19 protein-coding genes and 2 pseudogenes are annotated in these 23,895 nt (G+C 66.9%); 11 read left to right on the forward strand and 10 right to left on the reverse strand.

Annotated elements, in window-relative coordinates; translation table 11 throughout:
• Positions 1-55: 55 nt before the first annotated feature.
• From ACRCUN_RS31560 to ACRCUN_RS31590, 7 genes are all read right to left on the reverse strand, one after another.
• Entirely contained in the window at positions 56-1,030 is a 975-nt protein-coding gene (locus tag ACRCUN_RS31560; protein ID WP_462145548.1) for a sugar-binding transcriptional regulator, read from the reverse strand.
• Entirely contained in the window at positions 1,027-2,724 is a 1,698-nt protein-coding gene (locus ACRCUN_RS31565; RefSeq protein WP_462145549.1) for a dihydroxyacetone kinase family protein, read from the reverse strand. Before ACRCUN_RS31565 ends, ACRCUN_RS31560 begins: the two co-directional genes overlap by 4 nt.
• Positions 2,725-2,804: 80 nt before the next feature.
• Positions 2,805-3,953, reverse strand: coding sequence for a steroid 3-ketoacyl-CoA thiolase FadA6 (fadA6, locus tag ACRCUN_RS31570; RefSeq protein ID WP_462145550.1), 1,149 nt, complete (start codon positions 3,951-3,953; stop codon positions 2,805-2,807).
• A gap of 2 nt (positions 3,954-3,955) precedes the next feature.
• On the reverse strand, positions 3,956-4,570 hold the full coding sequence (gene kstR2, locus ACRCUN_RS31575; RefSeq protein WP_462145551.1) for a TetR family transcriptional regulator KstR2: 615 nt from the start codon (positions 4,568-4,570) through the stop codon (positions 3,956-3,958).
• Positions 4,571-4,616: 46 nt separating this feature from the next.
• Positions 4,617-6,173, reverse strand: a complete 1,557-nt coding sequence (locus tag ACRCUN_RS31580) for a DUF4153 domain-containing protein (protein WP_462145552.1) — start codon at positions 6,171-6,173, stop codon at positions 4,617-4,619.
• Entirely contained in the window at positions 6,170-7,186 is a 1,017-nt protein-coding gene (locus tag ACRCUN_RS31585; RefSeq protein WP_462145565.1) for a HAMP domain-containing sensor histidine kinase, read from the reverse strand. The genes ACRCUN_RS31580 and ACRCUN_RS31585 overlap by 4 nt, the downstream gene beginning before the upstream one ends.
• A gap of 32 nt (positions 7,187-7,218) precedes the next feature.
• Positions 7,219-7,884, reverse strand: a complete 666-nt coding sequence (locus ACRCUN_RS31590) for a response regulator transcription factor (protein ID WP_462145553.1) — start codon at positions 7,882-7,884, stop codon at positions 7,219-7,221.
• A 153-nt stretch (positions 7,885-8,037) separates the two neighbouring features.
• Here ACRCUN_RS31590 and ACRCUN_RS31595 point away from each other — a divergent pair, with 153 nt between their 5' ends.
• The 5 genes and pseudogenes from ACRCUN_RS31595 (at position 8,038) to ACRCUN_RS31615 (ending at position 15,167) form a co-directional block, all read left to right on the forward strand.
• A complete protein-coding gene (locus ACRCUN_RS31595; RefSeq protein WP_462145554.1) occupies positions 8,038-9,312 on the forward strand; it encodes an SWIM zinc finger family protein in 1,275 nt (424 codons plus the stop codon).
• Positions 9,313-9,326: 14 nt separating this feature from the next.
• Positions 9,327-10,379, forward strand: a pseudogene (locus ACRCUN_RS31600) (DUF5691 domain-containing protein); the annotation flags it as partial.
• A 381-nt stretch (positions 10,380-10,760) separates the two neighbouring features.
• Positions 10,761-11,855, forward strand: coding sequence for an ATP-binding protein (locus tag ACRCUN_RS31605; RefSeq protein WP_462145566.1), 1,095 nt, complete (start codon positions 10,761-10,763; stop codon positions 11,853-11,855).
• Complete coding sequence (locus tag ACRCUN_RS31610; protein WP_462145555.1) at positions 11,852-14,038, forward strand: DUF5682 family protein; 2,187 nt, start codon at positions 11,852-11,854, stop codon at positions 14,036-14,038. Before ACRCUN_RS31605 ends, ACRCUN_RS31610 begins: the two co-directional genes overlap by 4 nt.
• A complete protein-coding gene (locus ACRCUN_RS31615; RefSeq protein WP_462145556.1) occupies positions 14,028-15,167 on the forward strand; it encodes a VWA domain-containing protein in 1,140 nt (379 codons plus the stop codon). The genes ACRCUN_RS31610 and ACRCUN_RS31615 overlap by 11 nt, the downstream gene beginning before the upstream one ends.
• Here ACRCUN_RS31615 and ipdF read toward each other — a convergent pair.
• Positions 15,139-15,927 carry a (5R,7aS)-5-hydroxy-7a-methyl-1-oxo-2,3,5,6,7,7a-hexahydro-1H-indene-carboxyl-CoA reductase gene (gene ipdF / locus ACRCUN_RS31620; protein ID WP_462145557.1) on the reverse strand — a complete coding sequence of 263 codons (789 nt, stop codon included), beginning with the start codon at positions 15,925-15,927 and terminating at the stop codon, positions 15,139-15,141. The genes ACRCUN_RS31615 and ipdF overlap by 29 nt on opposite strands.
• Positions 15,924-17,072, reverse strand: a complete 1,149-nt coding sequence (gene ipdE1, locus ACRCUN_RS31625) for an acyl-CoA dehydrogenase IpdE1 (RefSeq protein ID WP_462145558.1) — start codon at positions 17,070-17,072, stop codon at positions 15,924-15,926. Before ipdE1 ends, ipdF begins: the two co-directional genes overlap by 4 nt.
• A gap of 46 nt (positions 17,073-17,118) precedes the next feature.
• Between ipdE1 and fadD3 the strand changes: the two genes are divergently transcribed.
• Genes fadD3 through ACRCUN_RS31650 form a run of 5 tightly spaced genes read left to right on the forward strand, consistent with a single transcriptional unit; the run spans position 17,119 to position 22,831 of the window.
• Positions 17,119-18,639, forward strand: coding sequence for a 3-((3aS,4S,7aS)-7a-methyl-1,5-dioxo-octahydro-1H-inden-4-yl)propanoate--CoA ligase FadD3 (gene fadD3, locus ACRCUN_RS31630; RefSeq protein ID WP_462145559.1), 1,521 nt, complete (start codon positions 17,119-17,121; stop codon positions 18,637-18,639).
• Entirely contained in the window at positions 18,639-19,781 is a 1,143-nt protein-coding gene (locus ACRCUN_RS31635; protein ID WP_462145560.1) for an acyl-CoA dehydrogenase family protein, read from the forward strand. The genes fadD3 and ACRCUN_RS31635 overlap by 1 nt, the downstream gene beginning before the upstream one ends.
• Complete coding sequence (locus tag ACRCUN_RS31640) at positions 19,778-20,734, forward strand: acyl-CoA dehydrogenase family protein (protein ID WP_462145561.1); 957 nt, start codon at positions 19,778-19,780, stop codon at positions 20,732-20,734. The genes ACRCUN_RS31635 and ACRCUN_RS31640 overlap by 4 nt, the downstream gene beginning before the upstream one ends.
• Positions 20,731-21,666, forward strand: coding sequence for an acyl-CoA dehydrogenase IpdE2 (gene ipdE2 / locus ACRCUN_RS31645; RefSeq protein WP_462145562.1), 936 nt, complete (start codon positions 20,731-20,733; stop codon positions 21,664-21,666). Before ACRCUN_RS31640 ends, ipdE2 begins: the two co-directional genes overlap by 4 nt.
• A 10-nt stretch (positions 21,667-21,676) precedes the next feature.
• Positions 21,677-22,831, forward strand: coding sequence for a pyridoxal phosphate-dependent aminotransferase (locus tag ACRCUN_RS31650; RefSeq protein ID WP_462145563.1), 1,155 nt, complete (start codon positions 21,677-21,679; stop codon positions 22,829-22,831).
• On the opposite strand, the gene ACRCUN_RS31655 is transcribed toward ACRCUN_RS31650, so the two are convergent.
• Positions 22,828-23,340 (reverse strand): hypothetical protein, encoded by a 513-nt coding sequence (locus ACRCUN_RS31655; protein WP_462145564.1) that lies wholly within the window; start codon positions 23,338-23,340, stop codon positions 22,828-22,830. The genes ACRCUN_RS31650 and ACRCUN_RS31655 overlap by 4 nt on opposite strands.
• Positions 23,341-23,705: 365 nt before the next feature.
• On the opposite strand from ACRCUN_RS31655, the pseudogene ACRCUN_RS31660 reads away from it, so the two are divergent.
• Positions 23,706-23,895: pseudogene (locus ACRCUN_RS31660) on the forward strand (HNH endonuclease); the annotation flags it as partial.

Here is a 23,895-nt window from a genome sequence, read left to right on the forward strand (position 1 = left end):
TGTGACCTACATCACTATAAAGATTGAACGTGAGCGGCGGTGAGTGAAAATCCGTTCAGTTACGTGGCGCGTCAGCGGGATCTCGAGCCAGGGCCTCGGCCGCCGCGTCGTCGATGACGAGATCGGTTATCGCCCCGGCCAGCAATGCGCCCCTCAGCACCGCTGCCTTGCCTTCGCCGACCGCGACGCAGATGCGCCGTGGGATCGTTCGCAAGACGTCGATCGGCAGGCCACTCGCCCTGTCGTTCAACTCGACCGATGCGCTGGTGCCATCCGCCCGCAGGAACACTGTGCCGAGTTCGCCGACCACGCCCTGTTCGGACAGGGCTCGCAACTCGTCGCGATGCAGATAACCGGCCCGATAGAGATGCCCGGGCACCTGCCCACCGAGGGCGCTCACCGAGAACACGACGGCATTCGCGCGTTGCTGAAGCCGCAGGACACGTTGCACGGACCGTTCGGCCCACATCGCCTCACGCGTTGCGGGCGAATCGAAGAAAGCCGGCACCGGAAAGTGGTGGACTCGGGCACCGAGCGCGGCCCCGAAGCGGGCGAGGATGCTCGAAGCGTGCTCGGCGCCCGCTGAGAACGTGTTGCCCGCACCGCCGATCTGGACAACTTGCAGTCCGGGCACCACGCCAGGAGAGACGCTGCGCGCGAGTGCCGACACGGTGACGCCCCACATCACGCCCAGCGTCAGGTCGGGCGCCAACTGGGTTCGCAACAGCGCGGCACCTTGAGCCGCCACATGGCGTAAGCGATCACTGTCTGTGACATCGGACGGCGGCGCGACGACGGTGACCGATACGCCGTAGTGCTCGCCGATGAGCCGTTCCAGTACCGCGGCCGCCCGGCCCTTACGATGTACGACGATCTCGACGAGCCCGGCCGACTTCGCCTCGCTGACCAGGCGTGAAACCGTGGCCCGGGAGCAGCCCAGGGTCTGGCTTATCGCGTCCATCGTCTGGTTTTCGAGATAGTAGAGCTCCGCGGCCCGCAGAGCGATGGCCTGCCGCGGAACGCCGGTCACGCGAAATGCTCCGACACCGCAGTCATCACAATGGCGAAGGAGACCGCCCCTGGGTCGGGATGCCCGAGACTCCGAGCGGCCAACGGTCTCGCTCGGCCAAGCCGGGGCGTGAGGGACGCCGTGGACTCGGCGGCACGCGCCGCGGTCGACGAGGCGTTGACCCACGCCGCCCCCAGTGGCAGCTCAACGCCGAGGTCGGCGTCGAGGCTCTCGACGAAGGGCAGAAACGCGTCGACGACTGTCTTGTCGCCAAGTCTGGCATTGCCATATGCAGTGACGGCGTCGAGTGCCGCGCGCGGTGCTGCGCGCGCGGCGTCCGGTGACAACTCGTCGTCGGACAAAACTCGGGCACCGGCACGAATCGCGGTGCCCCACAAGGCACCTGAGGTACCGCCTGCGCGATCACTCCAGGCGTCGGCGGCGTGCAGCAAGGTGGTGGCGGCACCCGCGCCTTCGGTGACGGCGCGTGTCGCGGCGGCCACCGCGGCCGCCGCGCCGCGCGACATCGCTCTGCCGTGGTCACCATTTCCCGCGAAACTGTCGAGTTCGTCGAGTTCGGCTTCATGTTCGGCCAGCGCGGCGGCCACCGATTCCAGCGCGGACTGCATCCGTTTCGCCAGTTCTCGTGAGGCCTCGCTGGCGTCCGGTATCGAGCGGGCCGACGGAATCTGCACCGCCCTGGCGATTCGGGCTGCCGCACGCGCCGGCGACTTGTGATACCCGGGCGAATCGGCGGGCGCGGCCCACAACGTCTCCAACTCGTCGTCGAGCCAGCTGACGGTGAGCGATACCCCTGCCATGTCCAGGCTCGTCACCAGTTCACCCACTTCTGGTTCGACGATGTCGACAGCTTGCTGTTCGAGACGCGGTGCGATTTCGTTCCACAGGACGAACAGCTCTTCGTAGCGGGTGGCACCCATTCCGTTGATCAGCACGGTGGCACGCTGGGCATGCTGCGGACGCTCGGCCAGCACTCGGGTCACCAGAAGGTCGGCCAGCTCGCCGGCGCGCAACAGCGGCTCTTCGGATATGCCGCGCTCACCGTGCAGGCCGAGACCGACACCCATCTGTCCGGCCGGAAGCGCAAACAGCGGCGCATCGGCACCGGGCAGTGTGCACCCGGTGAATGCCACGCTCAACGACGAAGTGCGTTGATTGGCTCGGGCCGCGACCAAGGCGACCGCGTCGAGATCGTAGCCAGCTTCCGCGGCAGCCGAAGCGATCTTTATCACGACGAGATCGCCGGCGGTTCCACGCCGCAGTTTGCGCTCGGCGAGCGGGGCAGACGCCAGATCGTCTGTCACCACCACCGAGCAGGTCGATACGCCCGCGGCGATCAGTTCGTCATGGGCGGCCTTGAAGTTCAATACATCTCCGGCGTAGTTGCCGTACGCCAGAACGACCCCTGCACCACTGTCCGCGGCGCTGGCCACCGAAACCACTCGGTGTGCAGACGGTGAGGCGAACACATCTCCGACCACCGCACCGTCGGCCATGCCGGGGCCGACCCATCCCGCGAACGCCGGATAGTGACCGCTGCCGCCGCCGATGACGACCGCGACTTTGCCTGGCGTCGGCGGGTCGGCCCGCACCACACCGCCCGGCACCCGCTGCACATATCCCGGGAACGCGCGGACGAATCCCGACAACGTCTCGGCAGCGAAATCTGCCGGGTCGTTGAAGATCTTCGTCATCGCACCGCATTCCTGGATTTCCTGTCCGCTGGCCCGATTCTAGGGCGCGGTCCCAGATGCGCGGTGCGCGCGGTGACGAACTACAGGCGCTCGATGATCGTCACGTTGGCGGTGCCGCCGCCCTCGCACATGGTCTGCAGACCGTAACGACCGCCCGTGCGCTCGAGCGTGTTGAGCATGGTCGCGAACAGTTTGGCGCCGGTCGCCCCGAGCGGGTGGCCGAGTGCGATCGCCCCGCCGCTGGGGTTGACCTTCTCCGGGTCGGCCTTGAGGTCCTTCATCCAGGCCAGCACCACCGGGGCGAACGCCTCGTTGATCTCGACGGTGTCGATGTCCTCGATCGTCAGGCCGGTCTTCTGCAGCGCATACTGCGTGGCCGGGATCGGCCCGGTGAGCATCATGACCGGATCGGCACCGCGGGCGCTGATGTGGTGGATGCGGGCACGCGGCTTGAGGTTGTGGTCCTTGACGGCCTGCTCGGAGGCCAGCAGGACGGCACTCGAACCGTCCGAGATCTGGGAGGCCAGCGCGGCGGTCAGCCGGCCACCCTCGACGAGCGGCTGCAGCGAGGCCATCTTCTCCAGCGTGGTCTCGCGCGGGCCTTCGTCCACGCCGAAGTCGCCCACCGGGACGATCTCGTTGTCGAAGTGGCCGGCGCGGATCGCGGCGAACGCCCGCTGATGGCTGGCGAGCGCGAACTGCTCCATCTCCTCGCGCGAGATGTCCCAGCGTTCGGCGATCAGCTCGGATCCGCGGAACTGCGAGATCTCCTGGTCGCCGTAGCGGTGCCGCCAGTTCTCCGATTCCGCTGTGGGCGTGCTGAATCCGAGTTCCTTGCCGACGATCATTGCCGACGAGATGGGCACCCAGCTCATGTTCTGCATGCCGCCCGCCAGGATGATGTCGGCGGTACCCGACAGAATCGCCTGAGCGCCAAAGGATATGGCCTGCTGGCTGGAGCCGCACTGCCGGTCGACGGTGACGCCGGGTACCTCTTCGGGGTAACCCGCGGCCAGCCAGGCGTTGCGGCCGATGTTGCCGGCCTGCCCGCCGATCGCGTCGACGCATCCGACGATGACGTCGTCGACCGCGCCGGGGTCGACGTCGTTGCGATCGAAGATGCTGCGGAACACATGCACGCCGAGGTCGATCGGGTGCACCTGCGCGAGCGACCCGTTCTTCTTGCCGACGGGGCTGCGGACGGCATCGATGATGTATGCCTCAGGCATGTTCAGTCTCCTTTGACCTTATGAGCGGTTATGCCGCCGAGAACGATGGCGAGGTATTGCTGGCCGACTTGTTCGGCCGTCAGGGGTCCGCCGGGTTGGTACCAGCGGACCGAAACCCAGGTGGTGTCGCGGATGAAGCGGTACACGAGGTCGACGTCGATGTCCGGCCGGAACGAGCCGTCGGCCATACCCTCCTGCAGGATGTCGACCCACATCTTGCGCTGCTCTTTGTTGCGCGCCTCGACGAAGCCGAACTGCGGCTGCGACGACAACCGTTTGGCCTCGTCCTGGTAGATCACGACCTGCGCATGCCGGTGTTCGATGGCCTCGAACGACGCCATGAACAGACCCTTGAGCTTGCCGAGCGGGGTCGGTTCGGTGTCGACGATCTGCTGGTAGCGGGCGAACAGCCAGTCGAGGAAGTCCTTGAGGACTTCCTCGACCATCTGTTCCTTGGACTTGAAGTGGTGGTAGAGACTGCCGGAGAGGATGCCTGCGGAGTCGGCGATATCGCGGACTGTCGTCGCCTTCAGGCCGCGTTCGGCGAACATCGTCGCGGCGAGGTCGAGAAGCTCGTCACGTCTGCTAGCCGGTTGGCTGGGCGTATCCGGCGCCATTCCCACAGCATAGCAACCAAGCGCTTGCTAGGTCACGTGCGGCGCGTCACCGGTACCGCGGATACGACCAGTACGCCGAGCAATGCTCCGGAATATCGCGGACCACCGGACGGTCGGCCCGGACACGCGACAGATTGAACAGGTACCACGCGTCGGACCCGGCGCCGTCTGAGGTCACGCACGCCCGGACCGATGCCGGTAGCCGGCGCAGCGCCGGATCGATGTCCGAGGAGAGTCCGGACAGGTACTCGGCGTCGAGCTGTCCGGTCTGCTCGAAGCGATCGATGTTGCGGTCGGCGATGAGCCGTTCCGGATTGAGTGCCGCCAGCCCGAGCAGAGCCAGCACGCCTGCGACGAGCACCGCGCGCGGCAGCCAGCGTCCCGACATCCGGATACCCGCCGCCGCGACGAGCACGAACACCGCCCCGAGCCAGACCTCGGCGGTGATGACCATCAGCCGCTCGGTGCTGAAACCGTAGACCTGCTGGTAGAGCCACATCCGGTGGATCGCCGAGATCACCACGACAACCGATGTCGCGCAAAGGGTTCCGACGAGGAAGCGCAGCAGCCGACGATCCGCGGCGGTGACGCGCGAGGCCACCCGGATCACGCCGCTCAGCACGAGCAGCGTCAAGGCCGATACCCACAACAGCTGCCAGAAGCCTTGCCGCGCATACTCGGCGTAGGTCAACCCTTCGGTCTCGAGCACATGCGTGTGGCCGCCGAACAGCACGGTCGCCTGCACCGCGACGAACGCGATGAACAACGCGTCGAGCACACCGAGCGGCACGGCCCACTCCCACCGCGGAATCGGTTTCATCGGCGCCGGTGCGAGCGCGTCGAGCCGCGGCGCGAATCGCACCAGGTAGGCACCGCCCAACACGAACGCCACGACGATGCCGAACACCACGGCCCGGGCAATCAACTCGTCACCGGCCAGGGACGGCACCAGGTTCCCGGCCAGGTGGGCGAACGCCGGGTCGGCCGCGGCGAACAGCGCGCCGAACACCAACACGAGCAGCACCGTGACGGCACCGACAATCGCAATCCGGCCCAAGCTCGGCATACCCGACCGGCTCGGCAGCGTCTCCTTCACCGACCTGCCCGCCCAGCCACGGACCCGGCCGGCAAGCACCCACGGCACGAACGGTCCGGCGAACACCGCGGTCCACGTGCGTCCGCCGACCAACGTGCACCAGCCGATCACCCACGCCGCCATCAGACACAGCGCACCGACCCACTCGGCAGCCAGCACACCCGGCACCGCGAGCAGCGCCAGCGTCAGTGCGATCCCGAACCACTCCCAACGGGTCGGGCGACGTTCGGCGGTCCCGTAGACGACGCCGAAGACCAGCACACCCACGACGTAGTAGCCGACGCTCAGGACCGAGGGCCGCCACAGTGCGGTCCCGACGAGACCCGCGAGCACCGCAAGAAGCACCACCGAACGAGGTGCGGCGGCAAGCGGATCGATCGGCCATACCCGGCGCGACCACACCGTCCAGCCCGGCTCCCCGTATCGCGGCAGGGCCGGGCCGATGAGCGGCGGGGGCGGCGGAACGAGCAGGTGCGGGCCGGAAACCCCTGGAACCGTCGTCGTCATGCCAACTCCTCGGTCGTTGCGGGAATGGTCACCCTGATCCGGCAGCCCGCCCCCGCATCCATCACTTCGATTGCGCCGCCGTGCAATTCGACCGCCCAGCGTGCGATCGCCAACCCCAGGCCGGTCCCGCCGTCAGACGTGGCACCTCGGGTGAAGCGCTCGAACACCCGCTCCCGCTCGGCGGTCGGGATACCCGGCCCGTCGTCGGCGACCTCCAGCCGCAGCGCGCCCGAACCGGTCCGCGACGCCAGCACCGACACCTCGCCACCGGCTGGACTGTGCCGAATCGCGTTGTCCACGAGGTTGACCACTACCTGACGCAGTCGCGCGGGATCGGCAACGGCCTGCAGGTTAGGCGGCGACACCCGAACCACCACCTTGACGTCGCCGGACGACAGTGACGCGTGTTCGACGGCGTCGCGAAGGAAATCATCGACCGCGAACCGACTGGATTGCAGGGGAATCGCCCCGCCTTCGATACGCGAGAGATCAAGCAGATTCGTCACCAACTCACCCAGGCGCTCGGTCTGCGCGAGCGCCATCCGCATGGTCTCGGCATCGGGTTCGGCCACGCCGTCGACCACGTTTTCCAGGACCGCATGGAGTGCCGTGATCGGCGTGCGCAGTTCGTGGGAGACGTTGCCGATGAGCCCGCGTCGATACTCGTCAGCGGCACCGAGATCGGCCGCCATCTGATTGAATGCCGTTGCGAGTTGCCCGATTTCGTCACGGGACGTGGACCGCACCCGGATGCTGTAGTCACCGCGGGCCATGGCGCGCGCGGCAGCCGTCATCTCCCGCAGCGGTGAGGTCATCCCATGGGCGAGGAACTGCGTCAACGCCAGCGAGGTCGCCAGCGCCGCCAGGAGCGCATACCGGAACTGCCAGCTCGCGCCGATCCAGAACGTGAACGAGGCCAGCAGAATCGCACCGCCCACCAGAAGCCCGGTCTTGACCTTGAACGATGCGAACGGATCCAGCGGCCGCGGCAACCGGTCCCACAGTGCGGCCACGCTCATCTGCGCCGTCTCCTCTTCGCGCAAGCTCATCGGGGAACCTCCAGGGCGTACCCCACCCCATGCACCGTCCTGATCAACTCCGATCCGAGTTTTCGGCGCAATGCTTTGACATGGCTGTCGACGGTTCGGGTCTCGACTTCGGTCGCCCAACCCCACACATGCTCGAGCAACGTCTCGCGGGCCACGGCCGCCCGCGGCCGTCCCGCCAGGAACGCGAGCAGGTCGAATTCGGTTCGGGTCAGGTGAATCTCGTGCTCGCCCTGATGAACCCTGCGCTCGGAGAGGTCGATGCGGTAGTCGCCGACCGTGAGTGGCTGCTGGCCGCCTGCCCGCTCCACGCGGCGCAGCAGTACGCGAACCCGCGCCACGAGTTCACGCATGCTGAACGGTTTGGTCAGGTAATCGTCGGCGCCGACGCCAAGCCCGATCAGCATGTCGGTCTCATCCGTGCGGGCGGTCAGCATGAGCACCGGGACCGGACGCTGTGCCTGGATCCGCCGGCACACCTCAAGCCCGTCGAAACCGGGCAGCATGACGTCGAGCACAACGAGGTCGGGAGCCGTGGCGGCCGCGGTTGCTACCGCCGAGGGGCCGTCGACGGCGGTCTCGACTGCGAACTCCTCGGCCCGCAGCCTGGTGGCCACCGCGGCCAAGATGGTCGGCTCGTCGTCAACCACCAGGATTCGCTTCACACTTCAAAACTGTAAGGCCAGGTTGTGGTCCTTTCGGGCAGCGATTGTGAAGATCCCGTGGAGATCGATCGCAGGCCGGCGTCTTTGCTGTGCACACACGTCGGCGGATCTCGTTACGCTGGCCTGGGTCAGCACGCACCGGAAGGATCAGGGGTGGATCAGCAAACTGCTGGGTGGTCCACCGACGAGGTACGCCAGTTCGCCGGCAAGGCGTATGCCGCCGGTCAGAAGCTGGCCGGAGCTGCCGGTTGGTCCAACACCGGCGCCACCCAGACATTGCTGTGGGGAGATTTCCAGGGCAGCGGGCGCACGCCGTACCGCGTGCAGGTCAACCTGGTGGGCGAAACGTACAAATGCACGTGCCCGTCGCGACAGTTCCCCTGCAAGCACGTCGTCGGTCTCGTGCTGCGCTGGTCCAGTGGCAACGTCGACGCATCACCGGACGCTCCGGCGTCTGAAGCTCCCGCGCGAAAGGCCCCGCGCGAGGTCAGCGCGAAGACCCTCGCAGCCCGCGAGCGCAGCGTCGCCGAGGGCCTCGACCAGCTGAATCTGTGGATCGAGGATCAGGTCCGTAACGGTATCGCCGGCATCAGTATCGATCCGTACGGGTGGAGCGAACCGATCGCCAAGCGCATGATCGACGCGAAGGCGCCCGGTTTGGCGCGATGGTTGCGCAGCCTACCGGCGCTGCTCACGCACGACGAGTGGCCGCGGATGATCATCGAAGAACTCGGGCTGATGCGCTTGCTCATCGACGCCTACCGCGGCATCGCAACGCTGCCGCCGGAGACCGCGGCCGCGGTGCGCCGCCATATCGGTTTCACCGTGTCGAGGGCCGAGGTCCTGGCCACCGATCCGGTCAGTGATACCTGGCAGGTGCTCGGATACGCCGAGACGCTCGAGGAGCGCTACACCACCCGGCGAATGTGGTTGAGCGGTAAGCAGACCGGCCTGCTGGTCAATGTGCAGTCGACCGCGCCCAGCGGGGCGAGTTTCGACACCCGGCTGACACCGGGGCGCGAGTTCACCGGTGGCGTCTACTTCTACCCGGGCGGCGCGTCGAGTTTTCGCGTCGCGATAGCGGACGGGGATGTGCCCACCGTGCCCATCCAGGAGATCGACATCGCCGGGACTCTCCTGGTCGAGGCACTGGCCGGCCGGGCCCGCGCGATGACGGTCGACCCGTGGCTGGTGCGGTTCCCCGCCATCGTGACCGCCCGGCCGGTTCAACAGGGTAAGCCGAAGCGCCGATACCTGGTGGACGCCGACGACCATGCCCTACCGGCCGTCTGCGACGACGATCGGTGGGCTCGCCTACAGGCCGCGACCGGCGGGCAGCTGCACACACTGCTGGTCGAGATCGGCATATCCGGAGTCGATCCCCTGTCGGCGTTGCACACAGCTGGTCTCGTGGTGAGTGCACTGTGAGTGACTATCAGCGGATGATCTCCGCGGCGACCGTGGGTCTCGGGACAAAACCATTGCCGGAGGCGGTATTCGACGCACCGGTCGACGGCAGCGCGGAGACGGTGCGCGATCCGGGCGACCCGATCGGATCGGTGCTCCGTGTCGCCGGCTTGTACGCCGTTGCCAGACGGGCCGGGCAGCTTCCCGAACACGTCACGCCGAACACCGCCCCCGCCGCACCGGAGACGCGCCCGCTCATCACCGAGACCCACGCCTTCCTCATTGAACGGGCCATGAGTGTCCGGCCTGTTCTCGACGGTGCCATCGCCGACATCGCCGCCGCCGGTTTGCGCCTGACACCTCGGCTTATCCCCGAACTACTCCGGCTACACCAAAGCGCCGGCGTGACACCGGAGCTCTGGGCGGTGATCGGATCGGCGGGTCAGTGGTACGCCGTCGAGCACTACGGCCACAAACACCGCACACTGCGGCGCATCGCATCCCCGGCCGGTGACGCATGGCCCGATGAGGCGGAGTTCACCCACGGCGACACCGCCAAACGTCTGCACTGGGTCGCCACGGCGCGACAGATCGACCCGGACCGAGCCCGCGAACTCGTCATGACGCACTGGGACGCCGAAGATGCCGAATCCCGCGCATTGTTGCTACAGGTGTTCGCGACGCCCGAATTCGAAAGCGACGAACCGTTCCTGGAGTCGGCACTCGACGACCGCGCCGCCGGCGTGCGATCCGCCGCGATCGCCGTGCTCGGCAGCCGTCACCGGAGCCGCTATATCGAACGCATGAAAGAGCGTGCCGCGCGGGTCTTTTCGGTGAAGAAGTCCGTGCTGGGTGTCAAGATCACCGTGTACGGGTTACCTGAACCCGACGCCGCAACCCTGCGCGACGGGCTGACCACCGGCCAACCCGATGCCGTCATCGAACGTACGCCGATCGCGTTCTGGGATGAGTTCTTCGGCGCGGCGGGGCCGGAGAAGGTGGTCCGCGCGGTGAACGACGAGGCCATTCTCAGAGCGCTCACGGTGAGCGCGCTGCGGGGCAACGATCCACGCTGGGCGGTCCCGCTCTTGGCACGCTGCCTGCCTGCCTGCCGACTATGCGAACCACTACGCACCGGCGACAGCGCATCCCGCGATCACGGCAGAGCTGATCCGCGCGGTGACCAACGTTGCCGAGGGGGCTCCGCTCGCTCAGATCGTCGCCGGGCTGCCGCGACCGTTCGATCGCCCTGTGGCCGAGGCGCTGTTCGGCTCCCTCGCCGGTGCGGGGTGGGGCACGCAGCGGCAGCGCCGCGACGCGGCGGCCCATCTGGCCGCCGGTTACCCACTCGACTGGCACGGACGCTTCGCCGAGCTGGTCGACCGCACCACCGACGAGGCACTACACCGGTTCTGCGCCACGGTGTTCGAACTGCTCACCCTGCGAATCGACCTTGCAAAGGAACTGCCATGACCCAAGCGCCCGCCCTGCTGCGGCCACACGCCGAGCAACTGTTCGCCGCTGAGCTCGACGCGCTGCGCGCCGCCGACGACAAACCGGCGCCGCCGAACTGGTCGATGTCGCCGCACGCAGTCGTCCGCTACCTACTCGGTGGAGAAACCGTTGGCGGAGTGCCTATCACGCCGAAGTACATCGGCCAGCGCCGCCTCGTCGAAGTGGCCGTCGCAACATTGGCCACCGACCGCGCGCTGCTGTTGCTCGGAGTGCCCGGCACCGCCAAAACGTGGGTGTCGGAGCATCTTGCGGCCGCGGTGTCGGGCGATTCGACCCTGCTTGTCCAGGGCACCGCGGGCACCGTCGAAGAGGCGGTGCGGTACGGCTGGAACTACGCCCGGCTGCTGGCCGAGGGCCCGTCGGAGCAGGCGCTCATCCCGTCGCCGATCATGACGGCGATGCGCGACGGGAAGATCGCGCGGCTGGAAGAACTCACCCGCATACCGTCGGAAGTGCAGGACGCGCTCATCACGGTCCTGTCCGAAAAGACCTTGCCCATACCCGAACTCGGCACCGAAGTGCAGGCGAGCCACGGCTTCAATGTCATCGCCACCGCCAACGATCGCGACCGCGGTATCAACGAGCTGTCCTCGGCGCTGCGGCGACGGTTCAACACCGTGGTGCTGCCGCTGCCTGCCACGCTGGACGACGAGGTGGAGATCGTGACGCGCCGGGTGGCCGACATCAGCGGCTCGCTGCGGCTGCCTGAGGTGCCGACGTCGGCCGACGAGATTCGCCGCGTCGTGACGGTCTTCCGTGAACTGCGCTCCGGTTTGACCGCCGATGGTCGCAACAAGCTCAAGCAGCCGTCGGGAACCCTGTCGACCGCGGAGGCGATATCCGTCGTCACGCAGGGCATCGCGATGTCGGCGCACTTCGGTGACGGGATTCTGCGGCCTGCCGATACGGCCGCGGGCATCGTCGGCGCGGTCGTCAAAGATCCCGTCAACGACGCGGTCGTGTGGCTGGAATACCTCGAGGCCGTGGTCCGGGAGCGCGACGGCTGGGCCGACTTCTATCGAGCATCGCGCGACGTGCTGAACTCGTGACCGAAACCCACGTTCTCGGCATTCGCCACCACGGTCCCGGGTCGGCCCGTGCGGTCCTGTCCGAACTCGACCGGATCCGGCCCGACTGCGTGGTGATCGAAGGGCCGTCCGACGCCGACCGGCTCACCACCGATGTCGACGACATCGACATGGTGCCGCCGGTCGCGATCATGGCCTACGCGGTCGATGACCCGGCGGTATCGGCATTCTGGCCGTTCGGCGAGTTCTCACCGGAGTGGCAGGCCTTGCAATGGGCGGCGCGTCATCACGTTTCCGTGCGGTTCTGCGACCTGCCGGCCGCCACCGTGCTCGCCCAACGCGCCGAACGCCACGAAGAACCTTCTCGGGTGCGCGTCGATCCGATCGCCGCACTCGCCGAGGCCGGTGGCTACGACGACCCCGAACGCTGGTGGGATGACGTCGTCGAATCACGTACCGATGGAACCGGATTCGATGCGATCACGGAAGCCATGTGGACGGTGCGTGAGCTCGAGCCCGATCACGACGACGAGGTGGAACGTCAGCGCGAAGCCCACATGCGCCAGGTGATTCGCAAGGCGGTCAAGGAGTACGCATCGATCGTCGTGGTCTGCGGTGCCTGGCATGCACCGGCGCTCACCGGGAAATTCCCTGCCGTGAGCGCGGATTCAGCGATGTTGCGCGGCTTACCCAAGGTCAAATCCGCCGTCGTATGGGTGCCGTGGACGCATTCCCGACTGGCCGCCGCATCGGGCTATGGCGCGGGCGTACGCTCGCCGGGCTGGTACCGGCATGTCTTCGCCGAGCGGGACCGGCCGGTGGAAACCTGGCTCACCCTGGCGGCCCGTGCGCTGCGTGGCCGTGACATCTTCGTATCCTCGGCCCACGTCATCGAAGGGGTCCGGCTCGCCAACGCGCTGGCGGCGATGCGTGGACGTGCCCACCCCGGCCTCAGTGAGGTCAACGAAGCCACCGAGGCCGTACTGTGCGAGGGTTCGGATGCCAGGTTCGGCCTCATCCTGCGTGAACTCGTGGTGGGCGAAAAGCTCGGCAGCATCCCCGAACATCTGCCGATGGTGCCGCTGTTGGCCGACATCACCAAGCAACAGAAATCGCTGCGGCTCAAACCCGATGCGACCGCCAAGCAGGTAACCCTCGATCTGCGGAAACCGAACGATCTCGCCAAATCTCAACTACTACATCGCCTTTCAACGCTCGGCATTCCGTGGGGCGAGCCCGACGACGTCGGCGGGCAGGGCACCTTCAAGGAAGCCTGGGTTTTGCAGTGGCAACCCGAGTTCGCCGTGCAGATCATCGTGTCCTCGGTGTGGGGCAACACCGTCTATCGAGCGTGTAGGGCCAAACTGGCCGACACAGCCGAGAACGCCGCGCATCTGGGACAGGTCACCGCGACGATCGAAGCCGCGCTGCTCGGCGGTGTCGACGACGCTGTCTCACAACTTCTCACGACCCTGGAGAACAAGGCCGCGGTGGATCGCGACCTCACCGAACTCATGGCCGCGCTGCCCGCGCTGGCCCGGTCCCTGCGCTACGGCGATGTGCGCCGCACCGACGCGGGCGCCCTGGGCGTGGTCACCACATCCTTGCTGCGCCGCGTGAATGTCGGTCTTCCCGCCACGCTCACCGGGTTGGGCCCGGACGCGTCGGCCGAGATGTTGGCCCACGTCAACGCGGTCACCGAGACCGTCGATCTACTTGAGTCGCAGATCCGTGCCGAGTGGCTGAGCACCATCGCGCGCCTGGCCGACCGGGGCGACCTGCACGGGAGCCTGATCGGTCGGTTCGTCCGGATTTGTGTCGACGGCGGCGTTTTCAGCACCGCTGAGGCGGCGGTGCGCATGCGCCGGGCGCTGAGCATCGGCGCGACGGCTGAGGAGAAGTCGGCGTGGATCGAGGGCTTCCTGTCGGGCAGCGGGCTGCTGCTCGTCCACGACGTCGAACTTCTCGGCGTGATCGACGAATGGCTGACCGGTTTGCCCGCCGCCGAGTTCACCGATGTGCTGCCTCTGGTACGTCGCACCTTCAGCACGTTCGACGCCGGCATCAAGCGCAACATCGGACATGCGGTCAGCACCGCGGGGTCGGCGCCACGCAACGAGTTCGGCGTCGACGCCGACCGCGCCCGCCCAGCGGTGCTGGCTGCGGCAGCCATCTTCGTGGGAGGGGTCGATCGTGACCGATGAGCGGAGCCGTCGCTGGCGCCTGGTGCTGGGCTCTGATGCCGATGCGCTGCCCAAACTGAGTGCCGGTGACGTCGAGATGGACAAGGCGCTGGCGGCTCTCTATGACCGCAGGGGTGGGCTCGGCGGGTCGGCACCCAAGGTGGCGCGCTGGTTGGGCGATATCCGGAAGTACTTTCCCAGCACCGTGGTTCAGGTCATGCAGCAGGACGCGATCGAGCGGCTGAACCTGCGGACACTGTTGCTGGAGCCGGAGATGATGGAGAGCATCGTCCCTGACCTGTCGCTGGCCACCACACTCATCAGCTTGGGCGAGGCCATCCCCGACGAGTCGAAATCCTCGGCCCGGGCGTTGGTGCGCCGGGTCGTCGAGGACATCGAACGACGTGTGGCCGACGGCACCCGCGCCGCGCTGCGTGGTGCACTGTCCCGCAGCGCCCGGACCAACCGTCCGCTCACCGCCGATATCGACTGGAACCGCACCATCGCGCGGAACCTGAAAACGTTTCAGCCCGAACTGAACACGATCATCCCGGAGCGACTCGTCGGGTACCGTCGCGCGGGCCGGTCGATGACCAAGGACGTCGTGCTGGCCATCGACCAATCCGGGTCGATGGCCGAATCGATCGTGTACTCGGCGGTGTTCGGCGCCGTCATCGCGTCGATGCGGTCCCTGCGTACGTCGCTGGTGGTGTTCGACACCGAAGTCGTCGACCTCACCGGCCTGCTCGATGACCCGGTGGACGTGCTGTTCTCAACCCAGTTGGGCGGCGGCACCGACATCAACCGTGCCGTCGCCTACTGCCAGAGCCTGATCACCCGTCCGGCCGACAGCATCTTCGTACTGATCTCCGACCTCTATGAGGGCGGCATCCGCGACGAAATGCTCGCGCGCGTCAAACAACTCACCGACGCCGGGGTTCAGGTCATCGTGTTGCTCGCACTGTCCGACTCGGGTGCACCGTCGTTCGACCGCGAGATCGCGGCCGATCTGGCGGCGATGGAGATCCCGGCGTTCGCCTGCACGCCCGATGCCTTTCCCGAGCTGCTGGCGCTGGCCATCAACAAAGGAGACATTCGCGGGTGGGCGGACCGGGTGGGTCTCAGGCCCGCTGACTCGACACCGAGATGACCTCGCCGGTCAGGTAACTGGAGTAGTCACTGGCCAGGAATGCGATGGTGGCCGCCACCTCCCACGGCTCGGCGGCACGGCCGAATGCCTCGTAGGAGGCGAGCTGATCCAGCAGCTCAGAAGAGGAGGTCTTCTCCAGGAACTTGTGCCGCGCGATGCTCGGCGACACCGCGTTGATCCGCACGCCGTACTCGACGGCTTCGATCGCACTGCACCGCGTCAGCGCCATCACGCCGGCCTTGGCGGCGGCGTAGTGCGACTGCGAATGTTGTGCACGCCAGCCCAATACACTCGCGTTGTTGACGATGACGCCACCGTGCTCGACGCCGCGGAAGTACCGCAGCGCGGCACGGGTCGCGCGCATGACCGAGGTGAGCGTGACGTTTAGGACGCGGTCCCACTCGTCGTCGGTCATGTCGATCACCGGCGTCTGGCCACCGAGGCCGGCGTTGTTCACCAGCACGTCCAGGCGGCCGGCCTTCGCCACGGTCTCGGTGATCAACGCGTCGACGGCTGCGGTGGAGGTGACGTCGCACACCACCGATTCGACCCGGCCCAACCCGAGGCCGGCCAACTCTTCGCGGGTCTCCCCCAGGCGGCGCTCGTGGTAGTCGGACACCACGACGTCGGCGCCTTCGAGAAGGGCGCGTCGCGCGGTCGTCGAGCCGATGCCGGTGCCCGCCGCAGCGGTCACGAGGACCACCTTGCCGGTCAGAAGTCCGTGTCCGTCAATCTCTTTCGGAACGTCTGCGAGGTTCATCCCTTAGCTTCCCGAGGTAGGCCGAGCACACGCTCAGCGATGATGTTGCGCTGGATTTCGTTGGACCCGCCGTAGATGGTGTCCGAACGCGAGAACAGATAGAGCCGCTGCCATTCGTCGAACTCACCCTCGGGGAGTGTCAATCCGGCCATGCCCTGCACGTCCATGGCGATCTCGCCGAGTTCGCGATGCCAGTTGGCCCACAATAGTTTCGAGACGTTGTCCTGGCCGGGTTGTTCGGCATCCATGGTCGCCAATGCATAGGACCGCATGGCCTTCAGGCCGGTCCAGGACTGGGTGAGCCGCTGACGGATAAGCGGATCGTCGGCCGCGCCGGTACGCTTGGCCAGCTCGACCAGGTTGGAATGCTCACGCGCATAACGGATCTGTTGGCCAAGCGTCGATACGCCGCGCTCGAACGTCAATGTTCCCATCGCCACGCGCCAGCCGTCTCCGGGCTGACCGACCACCAGAGACGCGTCGGTACGCGCGTCGTCGAAGAACACCTCGTTGAATTCTGAGTCACCGGTGAGCTGGATGATCGGCCGGATCTCGACGCCAGGCTGGTCGAGCGGGACAAGTAGGTAGGACAGGCCGGCGTGCCGCTTGGAGCCCTTCTCGGTGCGGGCCACCACAAAGCACCACTGCGCCCAGTGCGCCAGTGACGTCCACACCTTCTGACCGTTGATCACCCATTCGTCGCCGACGAGTTCCGCCGTCGTCGACACGTTGGCCAGGTCGCTGCCTGCGTTCGGCTCGGAGTAGCCCTGGCTCCACAACTCGGTGACGTCGAGGATCTTGGGCAGGAACCGCTTCTGCTGTTCGGGGGTGCCGTATTCGATGAGCGTGGGCCCGAGCAGTTCCTCGCCAAGGTGGTTGACCTTGTCGGGCGCGTTGGCACGCGCGTACTCCTCGTAGAAGGCAACTCGGTGTGCGACCGACAATCCGCGCCCGCCGTGCTCGACCGGCCATCCGAGACAGGTGAGACCTGCCGCAGCGAGATGCTGATTCCATGCACGGCGCTCTTCGAAGGCTTCGTGCTCACGACCCGGTCCGCCCAGGCCCTTGAGCGCGGCGAATTCACCGACGAGATTGTCTGCGAGCCACTGCCGGACCTCGGCCCGGAACTCCTGGACCTCTATCACCCTTGTAGGCTAACCTACCAAGCACTTGCTTTGTTAGAGGAGCACCATGACGAGCGCCCGCCGCACCGTTCCAGCGGTGCTGGACCGGATTGCCGTGCAGTTTTGCGACTATGACGCCCTGATCAGCACTGATCGCAGGCTGACTTACTCGCAGCTGCGGGACGAGGTTCGCCAGGCTGCCGCGGCGATGATCGCGTTAGGCGTGCAACCCGGTGACCGCGTCGCCATCTGGTCGCCGAACACGTGGCACTGGGTGGTGGCCTGCCTGGCCACGCACTACGCCGGCGGCGTGGTGGTGCCACTCAATACGCGCTACACGGCGAGCGAGGCCACCGACATCCTGGCCCGCACCGCCGCTCCCCTGCTGATCGCGGCGGGCAAGTTCCTCGGCTCCGACAAGAGTGCCGACCTGGACCGCGCGGCGCTGCCCGCTTTACGTCACATCGTGCGCGTGCCGGTCGACGAGCACGACGGGACTTGGGACGAGTTCGTGGCGCAGGGCACCGATCTTGGCGAGGTCGACCGGCGCGCCGCCGCCGTCGAACCCGACGATGTCTCCGACATCCTGTTCACCTCCGGCACGACGGGCCGCAGCAAGGGCGTGCGGTGCGCGCATCGGCAGTCGCTCGACGGGTCGGCCGCGTGGGCCGAGTGCGGTCAAGTCACCAGCGCCGATCGCTACCTGTGCATCAATCCCTTCTTCCACAACTTCGGCTACAAGGCAGGCATCCTGGCCTGCCTGCAGACGGGCGCGACGCTGATTCCACAGTTGACGTTCGATCCGGAGCAAGCGATGAAAGCCGTTGCCGAGCAGCGCATCACCGTACTGCCCGGGCCGCCGACCATATACCAGTCGCTGCTCGACCACCCGAAGCGATCGGATTACGACCTGAGCTCACTGCGGTTTGCGGTCACGGGCGCCGCCGTCGTCCCCGTCGTGCTGATCGAGCGCATGCAGAACGAGCTCGACATCGACATCGTCCTCACCGCATACGGACTCACCGAGGCCGCCGGGTTCGGCACCATGTGCCGGCCTGACGACGATGCCGTCACCGTCGCGACGACATGCGGCAGGCCCATCGCCGATTTCGAGCTGCGGCTGGATGATTCGGGCGAGGTGCTGCTGCGGGGTCCGAACGTCATGCTCGGTTACCTCGACGATCCAGAAGCCACTGCCGCGGCCATCGACGCCGACGGCTGGCTGCACACCGGCGACATCGGCACGTTGGATGCCGCGGGAAACCTCACGATCACCGACCGACTCAAGGACATGTACATCTGCGGCGGGTTCAACGTGTATCCGGCGGAGATCGAGCAGGTGCTGGCCCGGCTGGACGGCGTGGCCGAGTCCGCCGTGATCGGGGTGCCCGACGACCGGCTCGGCGAAGTGGGCAAGGCATTCGTAGTGGTCAAGGCCGGGGCGCAACTCGACGAGGCAGCTGTTATCGCCTATGCGCGCGAGCATCTGGCGAACTTCAAGGTGCCGCGATCGGTGGAGTTTCTTGACGTGTTGCCGCGCAATCCGGGCGGCAAGGTGGTCAAGCCGGTCCTGCGGGAAAGGGTGTAATGGACCTGAGTTTCGACGACGAGACCGAGGCCTTTCGGGCCGAGGTCCGTGAGTTCCTGGAAGCCAATCGGGAATCCTTCCCGACGAAGTCGTACGACACGCTCGAAGGATTCGAGCAGCATCGGCGCTGGGACAAGGTGCTGTTCGACGCCGGCCTCTCGGTGATTGCGTGGCCGAAGAAGTACGGCGGCCGTGACGCGACCCTGCTGCAGTGGGTGGTGTTCGAGGAGGAGTACTTCCGTGCAGGCGCGCCGGGCCGGGCGAGCGCCAACGGCACCTCGATGCTCGCGCCGACGTTGTTCGCGCACGGCACAGCGGAACAGCTCGACCGGGTCCTGCCGAAAATGGCGAGCGGCGAGGAGATCTGGGCCCAGGCGTGGTCCGAGCCAGAATCGGGTAGCGACCTGGCATCGCTGCGGTCGACGGCGACCAAGGTCGACGGCGGCTGGAAGCTGAACGGCCAAAAGATCTGGAGCTCACGCGCACCGTTCGGCGAGCGCGGCTTCGGCCTGTTCCGCTCCGACCCGGAAGCGCAGCGCCACAAGGGCCTGACGTACTTCATGTTCGACTTGAAGGCCGAGGGCATCACCGTGCGCCCGATCGCCCAGCTCGGCGGCGACACCGGATTCGGCGAGATCTTCCTCGATGACGTGTTCGTCCCGGACAACGACGTGATCGGCGGGGTGCACGACGGCTGGCGCGCGGCGATGAGCACGTCGAGCAACGAGCGCGGCATGTCACTGCGCAGCCCGGCCCGCTTTCTGGCTCCGGCCGAGCGCCTCGTGTCGCTCTGGAAGGCCAACCCGGATCCGGTCTTCACCGATCGGGTGGCTGACGCCTGGATCAAGGCGCAGGCCTACCGGCTGCACACCTTCGGCACCGTGACACGGCTGGCCAACGGCGGCGAGCTCGGCGCCGAATCATCGGTGACCAAGGTGTTCTGGTCAGACCTCGACGTCGCACTGCATCAGACCGCGCTCGACATGCGAGGCGCAGACGGCGAACTCATGGACTCCTGGACCGAAGGACTGCTGTTCGCGCTCGGCGGCCCGATCTACGCCGGCACCAACGAGATTCAGCGCAACATCATCGCAGAGAGATTGCTCGGCCTACCGCGTGAATCTGGAGGGAAGAGCAAGTGAACTTCGAGATAGACGAACAGCAGCGCGATTTCGCGGCCAGTATCGATGCGGCGCTCGGCGCCGCCGACGTACCCGCTGCAGTCCGGGCGTGGGCGGCCGGCGACACCGCGCCCGGTCGCAAGGTGTGGTCACAGCTTGCCGACCTCGGTGTGACGGCTCTTCTGGTGGCCGAGAAGTTCGACGGCATCGAAGCCCACCCGGTGGATGCCGTCGTGGCATTCGAGCGGCTGGGCTACTGGGCTGTGCCCGGTCCGGTCACCGAATCCATCGGCGTCGCACCGATCTTGTTGGCCGACGACGAGCGGTCGGGAGCGTTGGCGTCGGGCGAGTTGATCGCCACTGTCGCGCTGCCGCCCCAGGTGCCGCGCGCCGTCGATGCCCACACCGCGGGCCTCGTGTTGGTAGGCAGTGACGGCGAGGTTCGCGAAGGTGCCGCCGGCACGCAGCACGAGTCCGTCGACCCCGCGCGAAAGCTGTTCGACGTGAACGCGACCGGTGACGCGCGGCCCGCCGACACCGCGCGCGCCTACGAGTTCGGTGTACTGGCCACGGCCGCCCAGCTGGTCGGTGCGGGTCAGGCCATGCTCGACCAGTCCGTCGAATATGCCAAGCAGCGCAGTCAATTCGGTCGGATCATCGGCTCTTACCAAGCCATCAAGCACAAGCTCGCCGATGTGCACATCGCGGTCGAGCTGGCCCGCCCGCTCGTGTACGGCGCGGCGCTGTCACTGACGCAGGGATCGCCGGAGACGGCACGCGACGTGAGTGCGGCCAAGGTCGCCGCCGCGGATGCGGCGCTGCTTGCCGCTCGATCGGCGCTGCAGACCCACGGCGCCATCGGGTTCACCCAGGAACACGATCTTTCCCTGCTACTGCTTCGTGTGCAGGCGCTGCGCTCGGCCTGGGGAGATCCGACACTGCACCGGCGCCGACTGCTGGAGGTCCTCTCGTGAGCGAAGAACGCGAACTCTTGCGCGACACCGTCGCCGCGCTGGTCGACAAGCATGCGTCACCAGAGGCGGTGCGCGCGGCGATGGAATCCGAGCGCGGCTACGACGAGAAGTTGTGGCAACTGCTGTGTGAGCAGGTCGGGGCCGCCGCGCTGGTGGTGCCCGAGGAGCTGGGTGGCGCCGGCGGCGAACTGGCCGACGCCGCAGTGGTTCTCGAGGAGCTCGGTAAGGCGCTCGTCCCCACCCCGCTGCTCGGTACCACGCTTGCCGAGTTCGCGCTGCTCGCAACCGATCACGCCGAGCCACTCGAGGCATTGGCTGAGGGCACGTCCATCGGGGCGGTGGTGTTCGATCCCGAGTACGTCATCAATGGTGACGTCGCCGACGTCGTCATCGCCGCTGATGGTGAGAACCTCACCCGCTGGACCACTTTCACCGCGCTGCCCAAGACGACGATGGATCTCACTCGTCGGCTGTCGGCAGTCACGCCAGGAGAGACCGCCACGCTGGGCGCCGATCCCGGCCTCGCCGACACCGCCGCGCTGTTGATGGCTGCCGAACAGATCGGCGCCGCATCACGTTGTCTTGACCTGACCGTCGCATACACCAAGGACCGCGTACAGTTCGGCCGCCCGATCGGCAGCTTCCAAGCACTCAAGCACCGGATGGCCGACCTCTACGTCAAGGTGGCCTCCGCGCGAGCCGTCGTGCACGACTCGATCGCGGACCCGTCACCCACCTCGGCCTCGCTCGCCCGCTACTTCGCCAGTGAGGCGCTGTCAGCTGTGACCGCCGAGGCCGTCCAGATGCACGGCGGTATCGCGATCACCTGGGAACACGACATCCAGCTTTACTTCAAGCGAGCCCACGGCAGCGCGCAGCTGCTCGGTCCGCCCCGCGAGCACCTTCGGCGGCTCGAAGTCGAGGTGTTCTAGCCTGGCTGGGATGGACGTTTCGCTGCGCGCCGGTATCCCGCCGTTTTATGTCATGGACGTGTGGCTGGCTGCCGCCGAGCGCCAGCGCACGCACGGTGACCTGGTCAATCTGTCAGCCGGCCAGCCCAGCGCCGGAGCACCGGCGCCGGTGCGGGAGGCAGCCGTCGCGGCGCTGAACCGCAATCAGCTGGGCTACACCGTGGCGCTCGGCATCCCCGAACTGCGTGCGGCGATCGCGTCGTCGTACAGCAAGTACGGAATCGACGTCGGGGTCGACGACGTCGTGCTCACCACCGGATCCTCGGGCGGATTCCTGCTGACGTTCCTCGCCTGCTTCGACGTCGGCGATCGCGTGGCGATCGCCAGCCCGGGCTATCCGTGTTACCGCAACATCCTCACGGCGCTCGGGTGTGAGGTCGTGGAGATTCCGTGCGGCTCCGAGACCCGGTTCCAGCCGACCGTGGCCATGCTTGACGAACTCGATCCGCCCGTGCAGGGGGTGATCGTCGCGAGCCCAGCCAATCCCACCGGCACGGTGATCCCGCCCGAGGAGCTGGCAGCGATCGCGTCCTGGTGCGACGCGTCAGGCGTCCGGCTGATCAGTGACGAGGTCTACCACGGCCTTGTTTACGAGGGTGCGCCGGCGACCAGCTGCGCGTGGGAGACCTCACGAAATGCGGTGGTGGTCAACAGCTTTTCAAAGTACTTCGCGATGACCGGCTGGCGGCTGGGCTGGCTGCTGGTCCCGATGGAGCTGCGTCGCGCCGTGGACTGCCTGACCGGAAATTTCACGATCTGCCCGCCCGCGCTGGCCCAGCACGCCGCGGTGGCCGCGTTCACGCCGGAATCGCTCGGCGAGGCCGAGGGTCTGCTAGCCCACTACGCCGACAACCGGCGACTGCTGCTCGACGGGCTGCGCGCGATCGGGATCGACCGCCTGGCACCGACCGACGGCGCGTTCTACGTGTACGCCGATGTCAGCGAGTTCACCAACGATTCGCTGTCATTCTGCTCGAAGCTGTTGGCAGACACGGGCGTTGCGATCGCTCCCGGCATCGACTTCGACACCGTCCGCGGCGGCTCCTATGTCCGGCTGTCATTCGCCGGTCCGACGAGTGACATCGAAGAGGCGCTGCGCCGCATCGGACCCTGGCTGGATTCCTAGTCGGGTAGCGACTCGACAATCTCGGATGCCGCCTTCTTCCACGCTGCGAGGTCGGGCGGCCCGGGGATGTTGCCGGCCACGAGTACGACGTTCGCCAGATACTTGTCGGTGGCTACGCGCATCGCGGGGAATGCCCCTGGGGTCGTGACGGGTTCGACGATCATGCGTTGGCCGATGCCAGGAATCTCTGTGGCGCCAGGCTTGCCGATATCCGAGAGCATCGCCTCGGTGATCACTCCAGTGGTCGGCGATTGAACCTTGATCTGTGCGGTGAACGAAGGCACGCCGCCCGCCGTGGCGTAGTAACTGCAATTGTGGCCGACGGTCCCGTCCGCGCTCTTGACGTCAGTGTCGTGGCCGTCGTCGACTTCGACGCCGGCGAGGGCAGACATCTGCTGACCGGTCAGCAAGCAGTCCGAGGGCAGGACATGGTCGCGCCATTGGTTGTTCGGAGAAGTTGAGGTCGGCGGGCCGGACGGATCATTGCCGGCAACTGGTTTCCCGGGCACGGGCTGCGAGCATGCCGCAGCGCATGCGAGAGCTCCCACGACCGCAGCGGACACAGCACACTTCTGGCCGGCCCGGCGTAACCGATGCACGGTGCCACGGTATCCAACGCGGACTCGTGACGTCCTCACCATCCCGTGATGCGGATGATGTCGACGGCGATGTCGCCTACGGTGCGATCGTCGGTGGGAATGTGGTGAGCCGCAGCGGCTTGTAGCCGTGTACTCATTTCGGTGCTGGACACGAGGTGCCGGTCGTCTTGCCCGCGCCCGAACGCCCGCCGATGAACACCGCTTCGCTGACCATGAGAGTGCAGTCTGCCGTCTGCCGAACCGACTTGTCGGTGGGTGGGCGTAGCATCGATCACGTGTTCGAAAGTTTGTTCGATATCGATCCTGGGGCGTCGGAGGAGCAGCTGCGCGCCCTGGTCGAGACGTACGAACTGCTTAAACCGGCCCTCGCAGCCGCCCAGGCCCGGGCCACCGCGTTGTGGGATGCCAAGCGCCGCGCCCGTGAGGCCGCGCAGGGTGTGCCGACGGCCAAGCGGGGTAAGGGGC

The sequence above is a fragment of the Mycobacterium venezuelense genome (assembly GCF_054919535.1).